Genomic DNA, 16,514 nt, shown 5'->3' on the forward strand with positions numbered 1-16,514 from the left:
TTTGCTTCAGATGTCAGTGTCGGCTTCTTCCACTTCTTCAACCGGCTCACGGTTGGCAGCCGCTTTTACATCTGGCGCGGCAGTCAGCAGCTTGTCGCGGATCTGCTTCTCAAGCGTGGCAGCGATATCCGGGTTATCCGCCAGGAACTTGGCCGAGTTGGCCTTACCCTGACCGATCTTGCTGCCGTTGTAGGCATACCAGGCACCGGACTTCTCGACGAAACCGTGCAGTACGCCCAGGTCGATCATCTCGCCGTTCAGGTAAATACCCTTACCGTAGAGAATCTGGAACTCTGCCTGACGGAATGGCGGCGCTACCTTGTTCTTCACAACCTTGACGCGGGTTTCGCTACCAACAACCTCGTCGCCTTCCTTCACCGCGCCGGTACGGCGGATATCCAGACGGACAGAGGCGTAGAACTTCAGCGCGTTACCACCGGTGGTGGTTTCCGGGCTGCCGAACATCACGCCGATCTTCATACGGATCTGGTTGATGAAGATCACCAGGCAATTGGCGTTCTTGATGTTACCGGTGATTTTACGCAGCGCCTGGGACATCAGGCGGGCTTGCAGGCCCACGTGCATGTCGCCCATTTCGCCTTCGATTTCAGCCTTGGGCACCAGGGCCGCCACGGAGTCGACCACGATCACGTCGATGGCGTTGGAGCGCACCAGCATGTCGGTGATTTCCAGGGCTTGCTCGCCGGTGTCCGGCTGGGAAACCAGCAGGTCATCGACGTTGACGCCCAGCTTGCCGGCGTACTCAGGATCCAGGGCGTGCTCGGCATCAACGAACGCACAGGTGGCGCCCATTTTCTGCGCCTGGGCAATCACCGACAGGGTCAGGGTGGTTTTACCGGAAGATTCAGGACCGTAGATTTCAACGATACGGCCTTTTGGCAGGCCGCCAATGCCGAGTGCGATGTCCAGACCCAGAGAGCCAGTGGAAATAGCCGGGATCGCCTGACGGTCGTGATCGCCCATACGCATTACGGCACCCTTGCCGAATTGACGTTCGATCTGACCCAGGGCCGCAGCCAAGGCTTTCTTCTTGTTGTCGTCCATTAAAGTCCTCACGTAATCAATAAGGCCTGACGGCCAACACCTGTATAAGTAGACAGTATTGTTCCACAAAGATCGGTGATCGCCTACCCCTGATTGTCTATTTCTGCTGCAGCTCGTCGCAACAAGCCCTCCAGCGCGGCTTTTACCGTTTGTCGGCGGACCTCGTCGCGGTTGCCGGGGAAGTGCGCAAGCTCGGCCGTAATTTCGTCGCCCACGGCAAAGGCCAGCCAAACGGTACCCACCGGCTTGTCCGGCGAACCGCCATCGGGGCCCGCGACCCCACTGACCGCCACGGCAAACCGCGCCAGGCTTTTTTCCTGCGCGCCGCGGGCCATCGCTTCCACCACTTCCTGGCTGACGGCCCCGACTTTGGCAAACAGCTTTTCCGGCACATTCAGTTGCCGGGTCTTCTGCCGGTTGGAATAAGTGACATAGCCCGCCTCGAACCAGGCCGAACTGCCCGGGATCCGCGTGATGGCTTCGGCAATACCGCCGCCGGTACAGGACTCGGCAGTGGTGACGTGGGCACTGAGCACCTGCAAACGGCGCCCCAGTTCGGCAGCCAGTTGAGTGATTTCCTTCACGGTCGTCTCCAAGAATGGGCGGGGGTTTGCCTACCCTACAGGAGCCCATCGACCATGCAAGACACAGAGTGCATCAAGAGACTAATGCGCGACGGCCTGCACGTAGGCCTGGCAAGCACGCAAGGCGATCAGGGCGTTATCGCCGTCGTCGGTGATGCGGATAATTCGCTGAGCATGCGCCGGGTCAAGTCGGGCTCGCGAGGCTGCATGAACCACGCCGCCGGCGCTGGGGGCGGCAGGCACTGTGCAGCCACTGGCGACGGTGGCGAGAAGGACTGACAGCCGCACATCAGCAGTGGACAGGCGGTCGCGCAGAGCAGCTTGGTTGCGTTGGGCATCGTTCAATTCCTGAATGTATTGATGGTCACTAGTAGAGAGCTGTTGTTCAAGGGCCTGGCGTTTGGTCTGTTCGGCCTGTTGCTGGTGGAGGATTGCCTGGTTTTGCTGGCTGAGCGCCTGTGCATGTCGGACTGATTGCAGCTCCAACTGCGCCCCGTATCGCCATGCCTGCACCTGCCACACAAGCGCCATGAGCAGACACACACCGATCAAGCCAAACGCGCCTAGGAAACGCATAGCACCGCCTTCGCCCGCGCCCACAATTGCAAACGGGCGTCCAGGCCATTGAGGCCGCCGTTGATGCGGCGGGTGATGGTGGTGAACTGGCCTTTGTCGGCGAGCTCGTTGAGGCCGTTGCTTTGCCAGAACCAGGCTGCGGATTCGCAGGCCCATTGTGGCTGCTCCAACAATTTTGGTTGTCGCAGCAGGCGATCGTCACCGAACAGCGCTTGGCTGCACGCCATGTAATTGCGACGCCCGGTTATCTGGATCAGCCCCCTGCCCCGATACATTTGCCCATCACCGTCCGCTTCTGGGGTGTTGCCCAGGCGCGCCGCCAAGGTGCCTGTGTCGTATTTGCTCAGGTATTGATCACTGCCCAGTTCGCGGACATAGAACAACTGACCCGACTCATGGCCCACTTGGGCAAGGAATGCGGCAGTGCGCTGGGGTGTGGTGATTTGGTAACGAGACATGGCCGTGTTTAAGACCGAAATGAAAACTCCCGCTTTAAGGCGGGAGCTTGGTAACACTTTAATTAGCTGTTGCTCAGACACAACCATGCAGCCCTCCTCCCTGAAGTCGAGTGTTAAATGAAACACGACTCAAGCGTATTTTTCATTCAGTGCATACAAAATCGCGCACGTTTCTGCATCAAGCACACCGTTATAGTTTTCAGGGCGAAAGTGCAGTTGAAAAGCACGTACCAACGCACTAAAGAACACATCAGAGGCGGGCGCATCAATGCCGTAGCCATAGCTGGCAAAAGCCTCGACCACTTGCTCGCGCCCAGGCATTTGGCAATTGAACCGCCGAAGGTATTTGTGTTTGATTGAGTCGTCGTACCAAGCGCCAATACCGGCCTCAGCAAGTTCTTTCCAGGGAAGCTTCGGACCCGGGTCTGATTTGCGACCGACTGCAATATCTGAATGGGCGATCACGTTTTTCGGCGTCATGTCCGGGTAACGTTGCAGAATATTAATCGCCAATTGCTTGAGGGCTAGGATTTGTGAAGCCTCGTAGTCGGGGAACGTGAATACACCGTCGACATCCGTGGCCTGATTGACGATCTCGATACCGATAGAGGTATCATTCAAGCCTGAGCGTCCGGCCCACTGGCTAACGCCCGCATGCCACGCACGGTCCTCTTCCGCCACCAAGTTGAAAATTTTCTGCCCTTTGTGACCCGCGGCAATGTAGCTCGAATCTGTTGGATCCGGGATCAGATAATGAGCACTTGCAGCGCCGGTGGCCAGAGACTTTATCGACTCAGAAAAATCCTGGGCAGTGTAATGCAACACTAAGAAGCGTACGCGTTTGCCGTAGGGTTTAAGAGTGCGATACGCGTTGTAGTCAATCGTATACATGGAACAGACCTCTTTCCTATAAGTACGTTGTTGGGGGGCTTAAGCGGGTCTGAACAATGCGCGTCAGGCCTGTTCCGCCAAACCACCAGCGATGATCGAACTGCGATATCCCGTCGCTGGATCACCAACGTGGGTCACCTTGGTGATCGACCAGCGCCCCTGCATGTACACAGGCCAGGTGTCATCCAGCATCAGCAACCCTTCGGCCGCCAGCAACGGGTTACCTGGGCAATCGATCTGTAACTTCAAGCCTTCACGGCCCACGCGACGCAGTTCGCCTTCGGCCACGGCACGGGCTTCGGCTTCGTTCTGGCAGGGCTGGCGCAAGGTCTTGAACGGGGCAATCCCGACCTGGACCACGCGCTGCTTGCCGGCGGCGGCGTCCCACCAGCTGACGCGGCTGCCCATGTATTTGGAGCGTGATTTTTCATCAAGTTTGGCGGTGATAAAGGCCTGCTCTCCCGGGCGGTTGTCGCGTGTCACGGATAACTTCACTTCGGGCAATAGCTGGCCGGTGAGTGATTTGGCCTGCCCCGCTTCGGCCAGCACATAAAGCTCGTTGAACGGCTTGGTGACCGCGTTGTAACGCTTGGCCAGGCGGGTGATGAAGGCCATGTCGCTTTCGTTTGACTGGTCGATATGCTCAATCGCAATACCGTCCAACGTCGGTGCCACACGCGGTGAAAAACCATGACGGCTGACCAGTTGGCGAAACAAGGCGCCCAAGGTGGTCGGCCCATGGCTGGCGGAACGGCGCTGGCGGTAGCCGCTTTTATCCACCACGCTGAAGGGCGCGGCGGTGGCGACGATCATCAGGCGCATCGGAAACAGCACCGGGGTTCGCTGAGTGATCACAAATTCGCCTTTTTCCACCAGCCCCGTTTCCTTATATCCGACGCGCAGGCCGATCTTGCCACTGAGGCTGGGCAAGCCTTCCAACCCTTCGATATTAAGGGTCAGTTCCAGTCGATCGGTCTCGATGCCTGCAGCGTCGGTGTGGCTCCAGTGCATCAAGCGTTGATTGAGCAGCGCCGCGTTGGCGCCGTAGAACTCCACGATCGGCGTAAATTCCTGTGCCATGCAGCCTCCTCAATCCCAGGCCAGAACGGGCCGCATGGCAGCCGGTCGTGCTTGTATCTCAGGCACAATCACCCAGACACCGGCTGGCAGTACCGGGCCGTATTCGCCGAGTTCGGGGTTCAAGCGCCAAAGGGTTTCTTCGGCGGCGTCATCGCAACGGCCCAACTCGCGGTAGAGCAACAGGTTGACCGAGTCACCGGCAATACTTCGCACTCTACGCATTGACGAATTCCTCCAGCTCAAGGGTCCAGTTCATGACCATGGCGGTGCCGTCATCGATCACATTGCTTTGGGCTTCCACTACCGAGTTGATACGCCACAGGCCCCAGTTGCGGCCGATGCCATCCACCAGCGGCAACGGCGCTCGCGCATTTTGCAAAGCGCGCAATTCGTCCAGGCGCTGCATGCCAGTGGCGCGCATGGCTGTGCCGCTGAACGTGAGTTTTTCCAGCTTCTGGCCGTTCTGCCGCGACTGGGGTTTGCTGGCGATAATCGCCAGGTCGCTCCAACCGCCATCGCTGTTGCGGGTCAGTGTGGAATAGGCGAACCCTCGGGATAACCCGAAAATAAAGTCGCCCAGTACCATTTGTTGTCGCATCAATCACCTCCTGGATCGGCCAATGCCGCGTTGCGTCGAATGCCCAGGGAATCAGTGACCATCGGCACACACTGAAATTGCAGGGCCTGGATCACCTGATTGACCACCTGCTGAGCGTCCGCGGGGTTAACGCCGGTAATCTGGATGCTCGGTGAGAGCGTGACCTGGACATTGTCGGTACGGGCACTGTTGAGTTCCTTGCTCAGCGCGTTGGGCGCAGGTAGGCGATCATTTGCGCCAAACACCTTGTCACCCAGCCAACTGCCCGCCTCGCTGCCCAGCAGGCCACCGATGGCGCCGCCGATTGCGGTGCCGACACCGGGGAAAACCAGGGTACCGAGCGCGGCGCCAGCGGACGCTCCGGCCCAGGCGCCACCGGCGCTGCTCAGGCCAGTCCCGACTGCCTTGGCATCCCCGTTGCGTACGCCCTGAATCACATCCAAAGCAGTGTCGGCGTACCTCATCGGGCCAAGGCGGCGAGCACCGGCCACTCCCAATTTGTTCACTGTGCCTAGCGGGTTGGAAGGCATCTTCAGCGGGCCAGGCAAAGCCTCACGACTGAAATGGCTAGTATGGGGCGCAGCAGTAGTTACCCGGCCTTCGGAAGACATGGGGATAAGCTTGCGCTCTACTGCCTCGATCAGCACAGGGCCTCTGCTCGCTGTCGACTGGCCTGAAGACCTGCTCTTGCTTGGACGGTTCGCCACGACCGCACGCGGTTGCAACCTTTGAACCGCCCGCCCCGCATCGAAGCCTAAGAACGGCGCAGGTAACAATGCCTTTGCATCACGTTCGAGGCTAGTTAGCAGCCTGGAAAATACACCGCCTTTTTTGCTGGCAGGCGATCGTTTGGTCGAGGCTGTTCTGGGCACTAGCGGCTGTTTTCGCTGCCTGATCTGCGCGCGCTGAGTGTTTTGAGCGCTCTGCTTTTTTTGCGACTTCGACTGACGAGGGCTCTTTTTCCCGCGCGAGCCCTGCGAGCGCGAACGAGGACTTTCGATGGGGTGCTGAGTGGCCGTCGCACAACAGCACGATTTATCTTTCGCAGAACCGCCATCCTTGAACAGCTTGCCAACGCCGGGAAGCTTACCCAGCGTCGCATCAACCACGTTGCCAGCAACGCGGTTTTTTATCGTGTCTCCCACACTTGAAAAAAAGCTGGAAAACACCGGCGTAATAGCTCCAGCCGTTTTAATCGCGCCCGCCAGAGCCGGTGAATCTTTAGCCACGTCACTGGCGCTGTCCATCAGGCCCGTCTTGGCTTTCAGCCAAAGCGCTTCGCCCAATACCGGCGTGGCATCCAGGGTCGTAGAGAAACGTTTGCCGCTTTCGCTGGACTCCTCGCGCAGCACCTTGATCGACTTTTCCGACGTTGCGGTTTTATCAAACTTCAGTTGGCTGCCTGAGTGCTGCAGCGCACTTGCCAGGTCGATTATCTGCGCGGTGCCCAGCGTCATGGCCTCGCGGGTATGGCGCAAATTCTCTGAGGTAGTCGAAGCGGATTCAGACACTGTCTTCGATTCTGCCTGCTCACCCAGCTTGGATGAACGCACCTCAATTGCCCTCAGCGACGACAGCGCCGTGTCGAGAGAATCCACACCCTCACGCAATGAGCCGAGCGACAGTGCGAGCTCATCAAGTTTGAGCGTTGCGCTGGTGAGTGCGGCAACGGTTCCGGACAAGGCAGCCAAATCTGTTGACGGGGTTGAGCTGCCAACCGATAACGCGCCAGGGCTGAGGATATCGGCGTCATGTGCGCCGTCTGTACTGCCGAACGCATCCCGGCCATTCCTGGCGACGGCATAGGCGAGCGAATAATTGTCCTGCATCTCGCTTACTCCTGTTTGACGCCAAGGCGAGTGATCGCAATGTCGTAGCGGCGCAATGCTTTTCCGGCGTCCCAGTCGAGGATCTCCGCCTCATTGACCGAGTAGATCAGCGGCACCACATCGAGGATTACTTCGATGTCGCGCTGCGAAAGAAGGCCGCCGGTTGATTTAAAAAATCGTCGATACGCTCCTGCAGTTCGGTCCAGTCGGGCACGGTCAAACCGGCCAGGTCGGGGATCATCAGGCCGGTGCAATGGGCGGTGATGAACTCGGCGCGCTCTTTGTTGGTGGCGAGTTTTTTCATCACCTTGGTGGCGCGCAGGGCCGGCATTTCCAGGGGCAGTTCGGTGAGGGTTCGGCCAGCGGCTTCCAGGGGCAAGAGCAGAGGGACAGGCTGATCGTGGGGCGTCGCTTCGTGCTCATTCAAAAAGAACGAAGCCGGCCGCGTCGACATTTCGTGTACGTATTGAGCAATGCTTACGTAGTCCGGGCGCTTGAGTTGGTCGAGCTCTTTTTCCGACAGGTCGGTGGCGAGTTTCGCCAGTTCGAAGAACTGGTCGTCCTCGTCATCACCGGCCCGGGCCAGCGCGTCTTTTTGCGCGGCGTAGAACAACGGTTTGAGCTGAACCTGCTGGATCGTCGCACCGGTATCGGCGGTGATCGGGGACAGCAGGATGTGCAACGGTGGCATCCAGGCCATGGGGCAATTCCTTGTTGAGCAGTGTTGAAAAGCACCGCAAATCTAAATCTGCGCGCGGTCCGTGTGGGAGCTGGCTTGCCTGCGATAGCATCCACTCGATACACCAGATACACCGAGTCGCCTGCATCGCAGGCAAGCCAGCTCCCACATTGATCGTGCCCGCCTTAGATAGCAGTCATCTTTAAGGCATCAGCACGGCACGGCGCGCATCGCCAAGAATGTCGACGCCGTTGAGCACAAACTTCTGGGTGCGTACATCGATGTCGATCACCGAAATGCCATTTTCCAGACGGTTGTAGGTACGGCAGGACAGCTCCAGCGTGGTGGTGGCCTTGTCGCCCATTTTCAGCTTCGCCTCCTCCAGGGATTTGAGCTTGCCGCCGACGGTGTGGTAGGTGAAGTAGGTCTTGCCGTCCTGGTCCTGACCGGCTTCACGCACGTTCAGCAAAATGTCGTCGCCCATGCGCACGCCCAGGGCCAGCATGATTTCCGGGCCGGCACCTTGCAGCACCAGCTTGGCATTGAGCACCTTGCCGCTCTTGGCCATTTCCTCGGCAATAAAGCGCCCGCCGGACATGGCTTCCATGTCGAACTCGATCTTCGGCGGGGTGAACTCTTCTACGGTTGCGGACAACGGCAGGCCTTGAAGGGTGGCCGCAATGGCCTGTCTGACTCGGTTGGTAAACATTAGAGAACGTCCTCCAGGAACTGCTCGATGATTTCATCGCGGGCGTTGAGTTGATAAACCATGTGTTCGTTCGGCGCGTAGCGGCCGTAGTCGATGACGATGAACCAGGTACCGTTCTTGTACTTCTCGACGCTGTTCAGTTCCGGGTGCAGGTACACGCTGCCGCCGGGAATGGTTTCGTCGGCCACCAGGGTTTGCAGCCAATCGTTGATGCGCTTGACCTCCTGGTCCATGAAGGACTTGGTGAGGTTCTTGGCCATGGCTTTCTGGCCGGCCTTGACCAGCTTGCGGCTGATGGCATCTTCCAGGCCGACGTAGCTGATGAACTTGCCGGTGATGGAGCGGTTACCCAGCAGCGAGAAGCCGCCGAGGATGGTGCGGGCGTAGTAGCTCACGCCGTATCGGTTGAGCAGGTCGCCTTCGGTGGAGGTGTCGAGGATGTTGTACTCGACCACGCGGGAAACGTCCTCGGCGAAGGTCACCTGATTACCCGGGCTTTCCCACTGCTTGACCTTGGCCAGTGCGGCGATGGCCAGCGAGGATGGCGACAGGAACACATTCTTCTTCGCAGCCTTGGAGTACACCGAGGGCATGTTGTGCACCAGCAGGCAACGGTCGAAGCCCAGGTCGGCACCGCCCAGCTCGCCGCTGTAGGTCACTTGGTCGGCCACCGAAGCGTCCTTGCCATCGAGCACCACACGGGCCTTGATGCGTTTGCCGAACGAGGCGAACTCACCGGCTACGGCTTTGGTGCCCGTGAAGCCTGGAGCGCCGATGATGGTCAGGTCTTCAGGGACGCTGCTCAGGGCAGCCAGGCCCAGCTTGCGACCGGTGACCGGGTCGTTGCCGCCGATCACATTGTTGATCGTGTCGGCCGGGGTAGCGCCCTCTTCGACGATGACTACATAGACCGGCACCTTGACCACTTTGAGGATCTGGTACACCGCCTGGAACAAGGTGCCCGACTCAGTGCCGGTAGGGTCCAGCAGCGCCTGGGTGGTGAAGCTGTTGATGCGAAACGGCGCGTTTTTAGGGATCGACGCGTGGGCATTCGGCGCAGTGCCGACCAGGCCAATGACGTTATCGCCAAGGCCACCCATGGCCTCGGGGGATTCAGTGGCATTCACAGTGATGCCGTTGTGCTCGAAGTTCAGGACTTCTGCCATGGTTATTCAGCCTTCTTGGGGGTGGAGTTGAGGACGCTGGTCAGTTCCAGACGGCCAGCGGTGCGCAGGGCGGATGCTTCGACGTCGAGCAGTTCCAGCTCCTCGCCAGCGGTGGACCAATGGCCGTTGCCGATGGGGAATGGGATGAGGACGGTGTAGGTTTGGCGGGTGGGCATGGGTGGAAATCTCCGGGTGGGAAAATGCAAAAAGCCCCTGCGGGGAGGGGCTTTGGGGAGGCGAAAAAAAACCGCTTTCGCGGTGGGGGTTACTTATCTTCTGGCAAGGGGTAGCGCGCCTTGATTTCGGCTACTTTGGCTCGCCATTCTTTTTCCTTCTCAGCCGTACCGTCGAATTGCCATTCGAGGTACATCGGGTCAGCTTCGCTGACATAGGCAGAGCGCCGGGCAGCAATAGTGCTAGCGAGTGCGGCTGCGGTCGTGGCGTTCTCGATCAGCGTCTGGGCGGCCTCATCGCTAAAGCCCAGACCTTTGAGGGTCTGCACGCTGGCGGGTACGTTGATCAACGAGTCACCCGCAGGGGTTACCAACTTTTCGATAAACAAAGTCATTTGATCAGTCCTTAAACCTTGGCGGTATAGCGAATGTCGTTATCGTGGGAATAAGCCAAGCGCTTCTCTTCGAGGGTTTTACCGAGCGCAACCTCTGCCTGAGCCAAGGAATAAGGTTTCACCGCCCAACGAACTTCCCAATCGGCGTTAACGTCATCCTTCATAATCACTTCAGTGTCTAACTTACTGTAATTAACAGGATAATCAAATGTTTTGGTGATGGTATAGCTCAGCCCGCCCCTCAGGTACATCCCAGAAAACTGTGGAGCATTCGTTAGTTGTCCAGCGACCAAACCCAAGTACATGGGTTTGAGACCAGTAACGGCACGTGCTGTACAAACCATACCAAACGAAACACCTCTCACCGTTTCACGGTAAGTCTGGGAGATGCGCTTGATAGCCAGGAAGTTAGCGTCACCGTTCCATATATACCCGACACCCTCGAGTTGCAGGTTCAAGCCAGCGATGTGATAAACCCCCTCACCGAAAGGGGCTTTGTCACTGTCTCGATAATATACCCGCGAAACGGTAATTTCTGTTTCACCCGCCTCGTTACCGGGCATAGTCCACCAAACAGGATAAAACACGTCGGTAGACAACCCAGTGAGGTCTATATCCTGTTTATAAAGCGCACGACCATTAATATCCTTCGCCTGCACACTATTACGCCACGCAGTAAACTGACTCGAAGCCACCTCCACCCGCGCATCAATCTTCCCAATTTGGTTGGTAACCGCCTCCGTAAGCTTGTTACATGCATCCACAACTTTCGTGATAGTCGTTTCAAGTCCCATCATCAACTCCCTGTCAGTTAATCTTTCCAGCACTTTTGTCAGTGCTACTACTTCGCTTCAAGATGCATAACCCGAAACATCAAATCAACGTGGCGGGACATATTGCCAACCGAAGCCGCGGCCATAATCGCGATCTCCTCCGCCAACAACAGATTCAAGTTCTCACTCCCCACCACAATCGTCACGCTATCCGCCGGCAACGGCGAAACATCCAGCGTAAACTTCTGCAGCACCCGAGCCGCCGCCGCCTTATACGTCAGCAACTTCCCCGCCACGGAATACACCGCCAGCAACGTCCCGCTGGCGAGGTAAAACCCGAACTCGCCAATCTCATACTCGCCGTCGCCGTCAAACAGCGCGGCCATCCTGAGTTGGCGCTCGCCCAGGTCTTCGTAATCGACGATGGCCACCCGTTGGCGCTCGTCACGCAAGGCCACTTCTGAGCCGTCGGGGTTGTAGCGGCCCGTGCCGGCGCCGATGTGGGTGATTTCGCCTTTGAGGCCCTGGTTCTTTGCCTGCAGCACTTCATCCAAACCTTTGGAGGTGAAGCGCACCAGGCGCGTGATTTCATCTGTCATGGCTGCGCCCTGAGGTCGTAATCGTTAATGGTGTAGTGCTGGGCAACCCCGGCACTGTTGAGCCGAGCTACCAGCGCCAATTCCGGCAACGCGCCGTTCAGGTAGAACTCACCGTCGCTTAAAGGCGCGTCGAGCACTTGCGTGAGGGCGAGCTGGCCTTCGGTCTCATGCACGATGGTGATCGTCGCCTGATCGCGCTCACTCTTGGCCGCATTGATACGCCGGATCAGCCGGTTGTGGTCGCCGCTGGACCAGCTGCGCCCGATGATCGCCTGCACATCGAAGGTGTAAGGCACGCCCAGCGGACGTTGCTGGTACCAGGCGCTGATATTGGGCGTGAAGCCCAGTGACTCCACCGCATGGCTCAGCGCCTTGGGCGTGCCGGCCTGGCGCTGGATCTGCCAGGACAAGGCCACGGTCAGGCGTTTTTCCGCCTCGCTGGCCTCGGCATCCCATTCGCTGACGCCGCGGTCGGCGGCCAGGTAAGGCAGGAATTCGCTGGGCGTGTACAGCGGGTTCATCAGCGCCGGAAACGGCGGGGTGACGCGCTCAAGCAATCTGCCGAAGCCCAGGTCCAGGGCCTTTTCCAGCGGTGAGCTGTTGGCGGGCAGCAAACTTGCGTTGGGTTCACTCATAGCGTGCGCACCTCCACCTCGACACCCGTGCAATACGGGGCCTGGAACGCGGTGCTGACAATCGGCGCCAACGGTTCCAAGATGTGCAATTGCGCAGCGCCGGCACTGTGGATGGCGTAGTCGATCCAGCTGGGGTCCACCCGCCCTTCCAGACGGTGGCAGGACTCGGCGTAGTCTTGCAGCAGTTTCTGCGCGGCCACTTGGGTCAGCCCCGAGTCCGGGCCGGCGTTGATCTTGGCCACCACGCGAATTTTGTAGGGTTGAATCTGCGCGCCCTGGACGCTGACCAGGTCGGTTTCGGGTCGTACATCCGGCCGTGCGAAATGTCGACGTACACCGTCAAGCAAGTCGGCAGATGGCGTGCCGTCACCCTCCCTGGAAAGCACGGTGACCATGACTTCCCCCGGTGCGGTGCGTCGGGCGTTGCCGTCCTTGATCTGGGCCGCATAGCCGTCCGGGTCGAAGGTGTAGGTGACCGTCACCACACCCGGCGTCGCGCTCTGTACTTTCACCGCCGGGCGCTCGCCGAGGGTGAACACTTCGCGGCGATACTGCATCCGCGAGCCTGCTGCTGGAGCGTGGGGTGCCAGGTAGTAACGCAGGCGAGCGTCGTCATCGCTTTCCAAAGTAGGCGGCACCGGCGGGAACGCGGCCGGGTCGCCGGGGTCGAGTACTTGGCGTTCCAGGCCCATATCGGCCAGGCGCGCATCCAGGTTGCTGCCGGTGGCCCACCACGCCAGCATCTGCTTGATGCGGGCGTTGTATTTGCGCTCATGGGTTTGCAGACGCACGCAAAAGGCTTCCAGAGCCAGGGTCAGCAGTTCGCTTTCGTTGTCGAGGCTGACCTGGAGTTTGGCCGCGCTTTGCGGCGCGCGGGTGGCGACATAGTCGATGACAAACGCTTTGAATTCGGCCAGCAACGGTTCGAACTCATCGACCTTGATGATGGTCGGTTCCGCCAGTTGGTTCTGGCCGGGGATCAGCATGCTCATGTCACGACCTCGAAGGATTGTTGGCGGTTTTTCCAGGTGCCGGCAAACCGCAGCAGCAGGCCGGCGCCTTGGCGGGTGGCGACGATGACCTGAGGGTCGAAGTCGCCGATGCCGTTGTGGGTGTTGTAGAAGGCTTGCGCGGCGTGGCTCTGGGCGAGGATCAACAGGTCGTCGCCGAGGTTCTGGCCGAGCAACTGCGGGATCAGCGAGCCGTACAACGGGCGCTTTTGCCGCGTTCCGACGGGGGTGGTCAGCGCTCGGGTGGCGCGCTGCACAAATTGCAGCCAGTCGTCGACGGCCGCCCCGGTGTTCCTATCGATTCCGAGCATGGGGTGTCCTTATCGGGGGCTGATGACGCGTCCTTGATGGTCCACCACCGGGCCGCTGAAGTGCGCGCCGCCGGCATCCAGCAATAGGCTGGTGCCGCCGACTTGCAGGGTGATGCCTTGGGCGCTGAGGGTCAGGCTGGCGGCGCCGACCTTGACGTCAACCTGTTCGCGGGAACCGCTGAAGGTGGTAGGGCCGTTGATCCAGTTGAAGGTGTGGCTGGCGTCGTCGTAGTCGCTTTGGGTGCCGTCTTGATGCCGGCGCCGAGTCAGCGTTGCCACGTTGGAGACCGGCGGGAAGCGATCACTGTTAAGGCCGAACAGAGCCACGGATTGCACACCGCCCTCCCCTCCGCCGTAGTTGAGCAGCAGGCATTGCTCACCCACCGTGGGGATGCGGGTTTCGGTTTGTGCACCGGCACTGGGGTTGAAAAAACGGATCGCCGGGGTGAGCAGGTCACCGTGGCTGACCTTGCAGGTGTTGCTGGCCGCATCGACCTGCTGGCAGATGCCGATCCGGCAGAAGCTCTCGGCGCGCCGGTAGAGGTCCTCGAGCTGGGACTCCATCTCGGCCAGGCGCTCGACGATCGGTCCCAATTGCATGCGTAACAGCGCGTCGAACATGGGCTACTCCGCCAGAGGCTTGTATTGGGCCGGGTCGTCGATATCGGAGACGTCCCAGGTGCAGGCAAATAGCGGTTGGCCTGTGGGATCGTCGAGTAACGTCGGCCCTAGATAGAGGGTTTGAGTGAAGGAAACCGTCCAGGTGTCGTAGTCCGTTTCCACGGAAGTGCGCACAGCGGGAGCCGCGACGATATTCGCCGGCAAATCGCACTGCGCCTGGGGCAGGTACCAACGGTTATCCAGCACCAGATCCATGAGCTGGCTGGCCAGGTCGCAGGCGTCGAACGGCAATGCACCGGGGGCGACCATGGCCCTAAGTGAAATGGCCAGGACGTGGGCCTTGCGCCCCTCGCGAGAGCGAATGCCCGGGCCATTGCCTTCGACCGTGACCATTACGCCGGTTTGTTCAGCATCGCCTTGAAAGTCTTGGTGACTGCCGACCTTGATGTCCGGGAAGGCCGCATGCAGCACCGCGCCGATGGCTTGGGGCAGTTGGGATGGCTTATCGATAAACGTCATTTTAAGTCGCGTCCTTGCAACGATTAGTGCGGGTCCTGGCCGGAGCCTTGGTTGATCCCGATGCGCTTGGCCGCCCATCGTTCATAAAGGCCGATGGCCACGTCAGCACCGGCCATGGCAGTCAGGCAACCAATGGCGCCGGCGGTCCAGATCGACATGCCGGCGGCGTAGCACAGCATCAGGGCCGACACCCCGCAAACCATGCACGCCCCGGAACGCAGGGCCAGACGGCGGATCAGCGACCAGCCACGTGCGCCTTCTTTATCGGCGCGCCACATTTCACCTGACACCCCGCCGATCACCGCCAATACGATCACCAGCCAGATAGGCATTTCCGCTAACGCTTGCTGTTCATTTGTCATGTCACGCCTCCTGGCTGAGCAATAAATAGTCCGTATTTCATTTACAAATGCTTGGGTAGGTAGGCATTCCAAAAAGCCCGGTCGCCCGGGCTTTTCAGTAATGATGTCCTCGGACTTTCGGCGCTACTGGCGCGGTACGGTCCTTTCCTCGATGTTTTTCCGACCACGATCCCTGTCTGCCGGATAACTGCTTCTGGTGCTTTACGCTGCACACCTGGGTCAGTTGCCAACCCTCTGAACCGTTAAGGCCGGTTCATCGCTGCCTGTTGTTGAAGCGTTGAAACTAAAGAGCGTCGGCATCCTTGCCGGTGTTGCCTGGCATCCCTGCCATCGCTTCGATGGCGTCCTTGCCGATGTTGCGTGCCTTCCTTGTCTTCCTTGGCAGCATCCTTGCCGCCTCCACCAGGCCTTGTTGGCTGGCTTGAGATGAAGAATATGCATGTATGCATATACAGTCAATGCATAGATGCATTTATTTTTGCTATGGAAATGCATGAATGCATTAGAAGCCTTACGGGCTTGGGCTTGGCCGGTTTTCTAGGGGCGAAAAAAAACCCGCACATGGGCGGGTTTCTTCTTACGCGTGGAGGTTAGCGGGCGTACATGCCCCACCAAAAAACATGACCGAGGATACTGATCTGCTCGTCCTGAATTTCCTGGAAGCTGTAGTCCTCATCGGGGTGCTCATCACGATTGAAGCTGCGCAGGCGAATCCCGGAAGGCAGGCGGTAGAGCTGTTTAACCCGCAACTGGCCGTTGTGATTGATGGCATACAGGTCGCCATCGACGATGTCGCCAATGCCGCTCTTGCCGGCATTCACCCCTACCGTGGCCCCGTCGCGCAACACCGGCAACATACTGTTGCCGCGCACCGTCACGCACTTTGCCTGGTCGAACTGCACACCGTTATGCCGCAGGCTGCGCTTGCCGAACCGCAGGCTGGCCTTTTCGCTTTCCTCGATGACGAATCTTCCTGATCCAGCAGCCAATTCAACCTCGCGCAGAAAGGGGATCGACACCTCGTCATCATTAACGGGGGTGTCGTCGTCCCACAGGCTTATGTCCTTGAGTTCCGAATGCATCGGGTCGCGCCCGTCATCGCGCAAAGCGCCCACTGCTGCGCGCCCGCGCAGGTAATCAGTGCTCACGCGAAAATACTCGGCGATACGGGAGATGTGTTTATCCGACGGATCAACGATCTTGCCGCTGAGGATCCGGGACAGTGTGGATTGAGGCACGCCAGTGCGTCGGTGAAGCTCCGTGGGGGAGATCCGGTCGCGGTCCAGCAATTCTCTTAAGACGATAGAAACGTTGCGTTTTTGCATAGCGCGGATAGTGACGGGAGTTTTTGGGGTTGGCAAATGCTAATTTGCATATTTATGCATTAAACACGCGTCTTTCACTTAACTTGAATCAAAATACTGTATATGCAACCAGTTATCGACGCTCTATTATTTCGACAGCTTGGTATTGCTGCCGGT

General features: G+C 58.9%; 23 protein-coding genes. All 23 read right to left on the reverse strand.

The genetic code is table 11. From position 1 onward, the window contains the following. Positions 1–6 precede the first annotated feature (6 nt). The 23 genes from recA to QK296_RS19340 all read right to left on the reverse strand — a co-directional run bounded on the left by recA (position 7) and on the right by QK296_RS19340 (position 16,367). Positions 7–1,065, reverse strand: coding sequence for a recombinase RecA (gene recA, locus QK296_RS19230; RefSeq protein WP_003189042.1), 1,059 nt, complete (start codon positions 1,063–1,065; stop codon positions 7–9). A gap of 83 nt (positions 1,066–1,148) precedes the next feature. Beyond that, complete coding sequence (locus QK296_RS19235) at positions 1,149–1,649, reverse strand: CinA family protein (protein WP_003189041.1); 501 nt, start codon at positions 1,647–1,649, stop codon at positions 1,149–1,151. Positions 1,650–1,730: 81 nt separating this feature from the next. Further along, positions 1,731–2,225, reverse strand: a complete 495-nt coding sequence (locus tag QK296_RS19240) for a lysis system i-spanin subunit Rz (RefSeq protein ID WP_003189039.1) — start codon at positions 2,223–2,225, stop codon at positions 1,731–1,733. After that, entirely contained in the window at positions 2,213–2,770 is a 558-nt protein-coding gene (locus QK296_RS19245; RefSeq protein ID WP_003189037.1) for a glycoside hydrolase family 19 protein, read from the reverse strand. Before QK296_RS19245 ends, QK296_RS19240 begins: the two co-directional genes overlap by 13 nt. A gap of 42 nt (positions 2,771–2,812) precedes the next feature. Then, entirely contained in the window at positions 2,813–3,574 is a 762-nt protein-coding gene (locus tag QK296_RS19250) for an N-acetylmuramoyl-L-alanine amidase (RefSeq protein WP_282391188.1), read from the reverse strand. A 63-nt stretch (positions 3,575–3,637) separates the two neighbouring features. Then, positions 3,638–4,654, reverse strand: a complete 1,017-nt coding sequence (locus QK296_RS19255) for a contractile injection system protein, VgrG/Pvc8 family (protein WP_282391189.1) — start codon at positions 4,652–4,654, stop codon at positions 3,638–3,640. A gap of 9 nt (positions 4,655–4,663) precedes the next feature. Further along, positions 4,664–4,876: a tail protein X gene (locus QK296_RS19260; protein WP_032893283.1), complete on the reverse strand. Its 213-nt coding sequence runs from the start codon at positions 4,874–4,876 to the stop codon at positions 4,664–4,666. Further along, positions 4,869–5,252 carry a phage tail protein gene (locus QK296_RS19265; RefSeq protein WP_003189031.1) on the reverse strand — a complete coding sequence of 128 codons (384 nt, stop codon included), beginning with the start codon at positions 5,250–5,252 and terminating at the stop codon, positions 4,869–4,871. Before QK296_RS19265 ends, QK296_RS19260 begins: the two co-directional genes overlap by 8 nt. Beyond that, entirely contained in the window at positions 5,252–7,081 is a 1,830-nt protein-coding gene (locus tag QK296_RS19270; protein ID WP_282391190.1) for a phage tail tape measure protein, read from the reverse strand. Before QK296_RS19270 ends, QK296_RS19265 begins: the two co-directional genes overlap by 1 nt. A 127-nt stretch (positions 7,082–7,208) precedes the next feature. Then, positions 7,209–7,781: a phage tail assembly protein gene (locus QK296_RS19275; RefSeq protein ID WP_282391191.1), complete on the reverse strand. Its 573-nt coding sequence runs from the start codon at positions 7,779–7,781 to the stop codon at positions 7,209–7,211. Positions 7,782–7,962: 181 nt separating this feature from the next. Next, positions 7,963–8,469, reverse strand: a complete 507-nt coding sequence (locus tag QK296_RS19280; protein ID WP_003189025.1) for a phage major tail tube protein — start codon at positions 8,467–8,469, stop codon at positions 7,963–7,965. After that, complete coding sequence (locus tag QK296_RS19285) at positions 8,469–9,635, reverse strand: tail protein (protein WP_032877508.1); 1,167 nt, start codon at positions 9,633–9,635, stop codon at positions 8,469–8,471. Before QK296_RS19285 ends, QK296_RS19280 begins: the two co-directional genes overlap by 1 nt. Before the next feature lie 2 nt (positions 9,636–9,637). Then, complete coding sequence (locus QK296_RS19290) at positions 9,638–9,811, reverse strand: hypothetical protein (RefSeq protein WP_003189022.1); 174 nt, start codon at positions 9,809–9,811, stop codon at positions 9,638–9,640. 89 nt (positions 9,812–9,900) lie between these two features. Next, positions 9,901–10,203, reverse strand: coding sequence for a hypothetical protein (locus QK296_RS19295; protein ID WP_003189020.1), 303 nt, complete (start codon positions 10,201–10,203; stop codon positions 9,901–9,903). 11 nt (positions 10,204–10,214) lie between these two features. Then, positions 10,215–10,997, reverse strand: coding sequence for a hypothetical protein (locus QK296_RS19300; protein WP_032900439.1), 783 nt, complete (start codon positions 10,995–10,997; stop codon positions 10,215–10,217). Positions 10,998–11,044: 47 nt separating this feature from the next. Next, the gene (locus QK296_RS19305; RefSeq protein ID WP_032893292.1) at positions 11,045–11,575 is read right to left on the reverse strand and encodes a tail fiber protein; all 531 of its coding nucleotides are present in this window, start codon (positions 11,573–11,575) and stop codon (positions 11,045–11,047) included. Next, on the reverse strand, positions 11,572–12,210 hold the full coding sequence (locus tag QK296_RS19310; RefSeq protein ID WP_056790108.1) for a phage tail protein I: 639 nt from the start codon (positions 12,208–12,210) through the stop codon (positions 11,572–11,574). The genes QK296_RS19305 and QK296_RS19310 overlap by 4 nt, the downstream gene beginning before the upstream one ends. Then, a complete protein-coding gene (locus tag QK296_RS19315) occupies positions 12,207–13,202 on the reverse strand; it encodes a baseplate J/gp47 family protein (RefSeq protein ID WP_282391192.1) in 996 nt (331 codons plus the stop codon). Before QK296_RS19315 ends, QK296_RS19310 begins: the two co-directional genes overlap by 4 nt. After that, positions 13,199–13,531: a phage baseplate protein gene (locus tag QK296_RS19320; protein ID WP_032893295.1), complete on the reverse strand. Its 333-nt coding sequence runs from the start codon at positions 13,529–13,531 to the stop codon at positions 13,199–13,201. Before QK296_RS19320 ends, QK296_RS19315 begins: the two co-directional genes overlap by 4 nt. A 9-nt stretch (positions 13,532–13,540) precedes the next feature. Further along, a complete protein-coding gene (locus QK296_RS19325; protein WP_003189010.1) occupies positions 13,541–14,152 on the reverse strand; it encodes a phage baseplate assembly protein V in 612 nt (203 codons plus the stop codon). Between the two features lie 3 nt (positions 14,153–14,155). Further along, positions 14,156–14,671, reverse strand: coding sequence for a hypothetical protein (locus QK296_RS19330; protein ID WP_034135806.1), 516 nt, complete (start codon positions 14,669–14,671; stop codon positions 14,156–14,158). A gap of 23 nt (positions 14,672–14,694) precedes the next feature. Beyond that, entirely contained in the window at positions 14,695–15,033 is a 339-nt protein-coding gene (locus QK296_RS19335) for a phage holin family protein (RefSeq protein WP_003189007.1), read from the reverse strand. Between the two features lie 590 nt (positions 15,034–15,623). Next, on the reverse strand, positions 15,624–16,367 hold the full coding sequence (locus QK296_RS19340; RefSeq protein WP_169855582.1) for an XRE family transcriptional regulator: 744 nt from the start codon (positions 16,365–16,367) through the stop codon (positions 15,624–15,626). Positions 16,368–16,514: the final 147 nt, after the last annotated feature.

It is taken from the genome of Pseudomonas sp. AL10, from assembly GCF_029960685.1.
In the GTDB taxonomy this organism is placed as follows: domain Bacteria; phylum Pseudomonadota; class Gammaproteobacteria; order Pseudomonadales; family Pseudomonadaceae; genus Aquipseudomonas; species Aquipseudomonas lactis.

Coding starts and splice junctions, on each gene's coding strand:
- recA (WP_003189042.1), bottom strand. CDS start 1,065: ATGGACGACAACAAGAAGAAAGCCTTGGCTGCGGCCCTGGGTCAGATC.
- QK296_RS19240 (WP_003189039.1), bottom strand. CDS start 2,225: ATGCGTTTCCTAGGCGCGTTTGGCTTGATCGGTGTGTGTCTGCTCATG.
- QK296_RS19245 (WP_003189037.1), bottom strand. CDS start 2,770: ATGGTTGTGTCTGAGCAACAGCTAATTAAAGTGTTACCAAGCTCCCGC.
- QK296_RS19250 (WP_282391188.1), bottom strand. CDS start 3,574: ATGTATACGATTGACTACAACGCGTATCGCACTCTTAAACCCTACGGC.
- QK296_RS19255 (WP_282391189.1), bottom strand. CDS start 4,654: ATGGCACAGGAATTTACGCCGATCGTGGAGTTCTACGGCGCCAACGCG.
- QK296_RS19260 (WP_032893283.1), bottom strand. CDS start 4,876: ATGCGTAGAGTGCGAAGTATTGCCGGTGACTCGGTCAACCTGTTGCTC.
- QK296_RS19265 (WP_003189031.1), bottom strand. CDS start 5,252: ATGCGACAACAAATGGTACTGGGCGACTTTATTTTCGGGTTATCCCGA.
- QK296_RS19270 (WP_282391190.1), bottom strand. CDS start 7,081: ATGCAGGACAATTATTCGCTCGCCTATGCCGTCGCCAGGAATGGCCGG.
- QK296_RS19275 (WP_282391191.1), bottom strand. CDS start 7,781: ATGGCCTGGATGCCACCGTTGCACATCCTGCTGTCCCCGATCACCGCC.
- QK296_RS19280 (WP_003189025.1), bottom strand. CDS start 8,469: ATGTTTACCAACCGAGTCAGACAGGCCATTGCGGCCACCCTTCAAGGC.
- QK296_RS19285 (WP_032877508.1), bottom strand. CDS start 9,635: ATGGCAGAAGTCCTGAACTTCGAGCACAACGGCATCACTGTGAATGCC.
- QK296_RS19290 (WP_003189022.1), bottom strand. CDS start 9,811: ATGCCCACCCGCCAAACCTACACCGTCCTCATCCCATTCCCCATCGGC.
- QK296_RS19295 (WP_003189020.1), bottom strand. CDS start 10,203: ATGACTTTGTTTATCGAAAAGTTGGTAACCCCTGCGGGTGACTCGTTG.
- QK296_RS19300 (WP_032900439.1), bottom strand. CDS start 10,997: ATGGGACTTGAAACGACTATCACGAAAGTTGTGGATGCATGTAACAAG.
- QK296_RS19305 (WP_032893292.1), bottom strand. CDS start 11,575: ATGACAGATGAAATCACGCGCCTGGTGCGCTTCACCTCCAAAGGTTTG.
- QK296_RS19310 (WP_056790108.1), bottom strand. CDS start 12,210: ATGAGTGAACCCAACGCAAGTTTGCTGCCCGCCAACAGCTCACCGCTG.
- QK296_RS19315 (WP_282391192.1), bottom strand. CDS start 13,202: ATGAGCATGCTGATCCCCGGCCAGAACCAACTGGCGGAACCGACCATC.
- QK296_RS19320 (WP_032893295.1), bottom strand. CDS start 13,531: ATGCTCGGAATCGATAGGAACACCGGGGCGGCCGTCGACGACTGGCTG.
- QK296_RS19325 (WP_003189010.1), bottom strand. CDS start 14,152: ATGTTCGACGCGCTGTTACGCATGCAATTGGGACCGATCGTCGAGCGC.
- QK296_RS19330 (WP_034135806.1), bottom strand. CDS start 14,671: ATGACGTTTATCGATAAGCCATCCCAACTGCCCCAAGCCATCGGCGCG.
- QK296_RS19335 (WP_003189007.1), bottom strand. CDS start 15,033: ATGACAAATGAACAGCAAGCGTTAGCGGAAATGCCTATCTGGCTGGTG.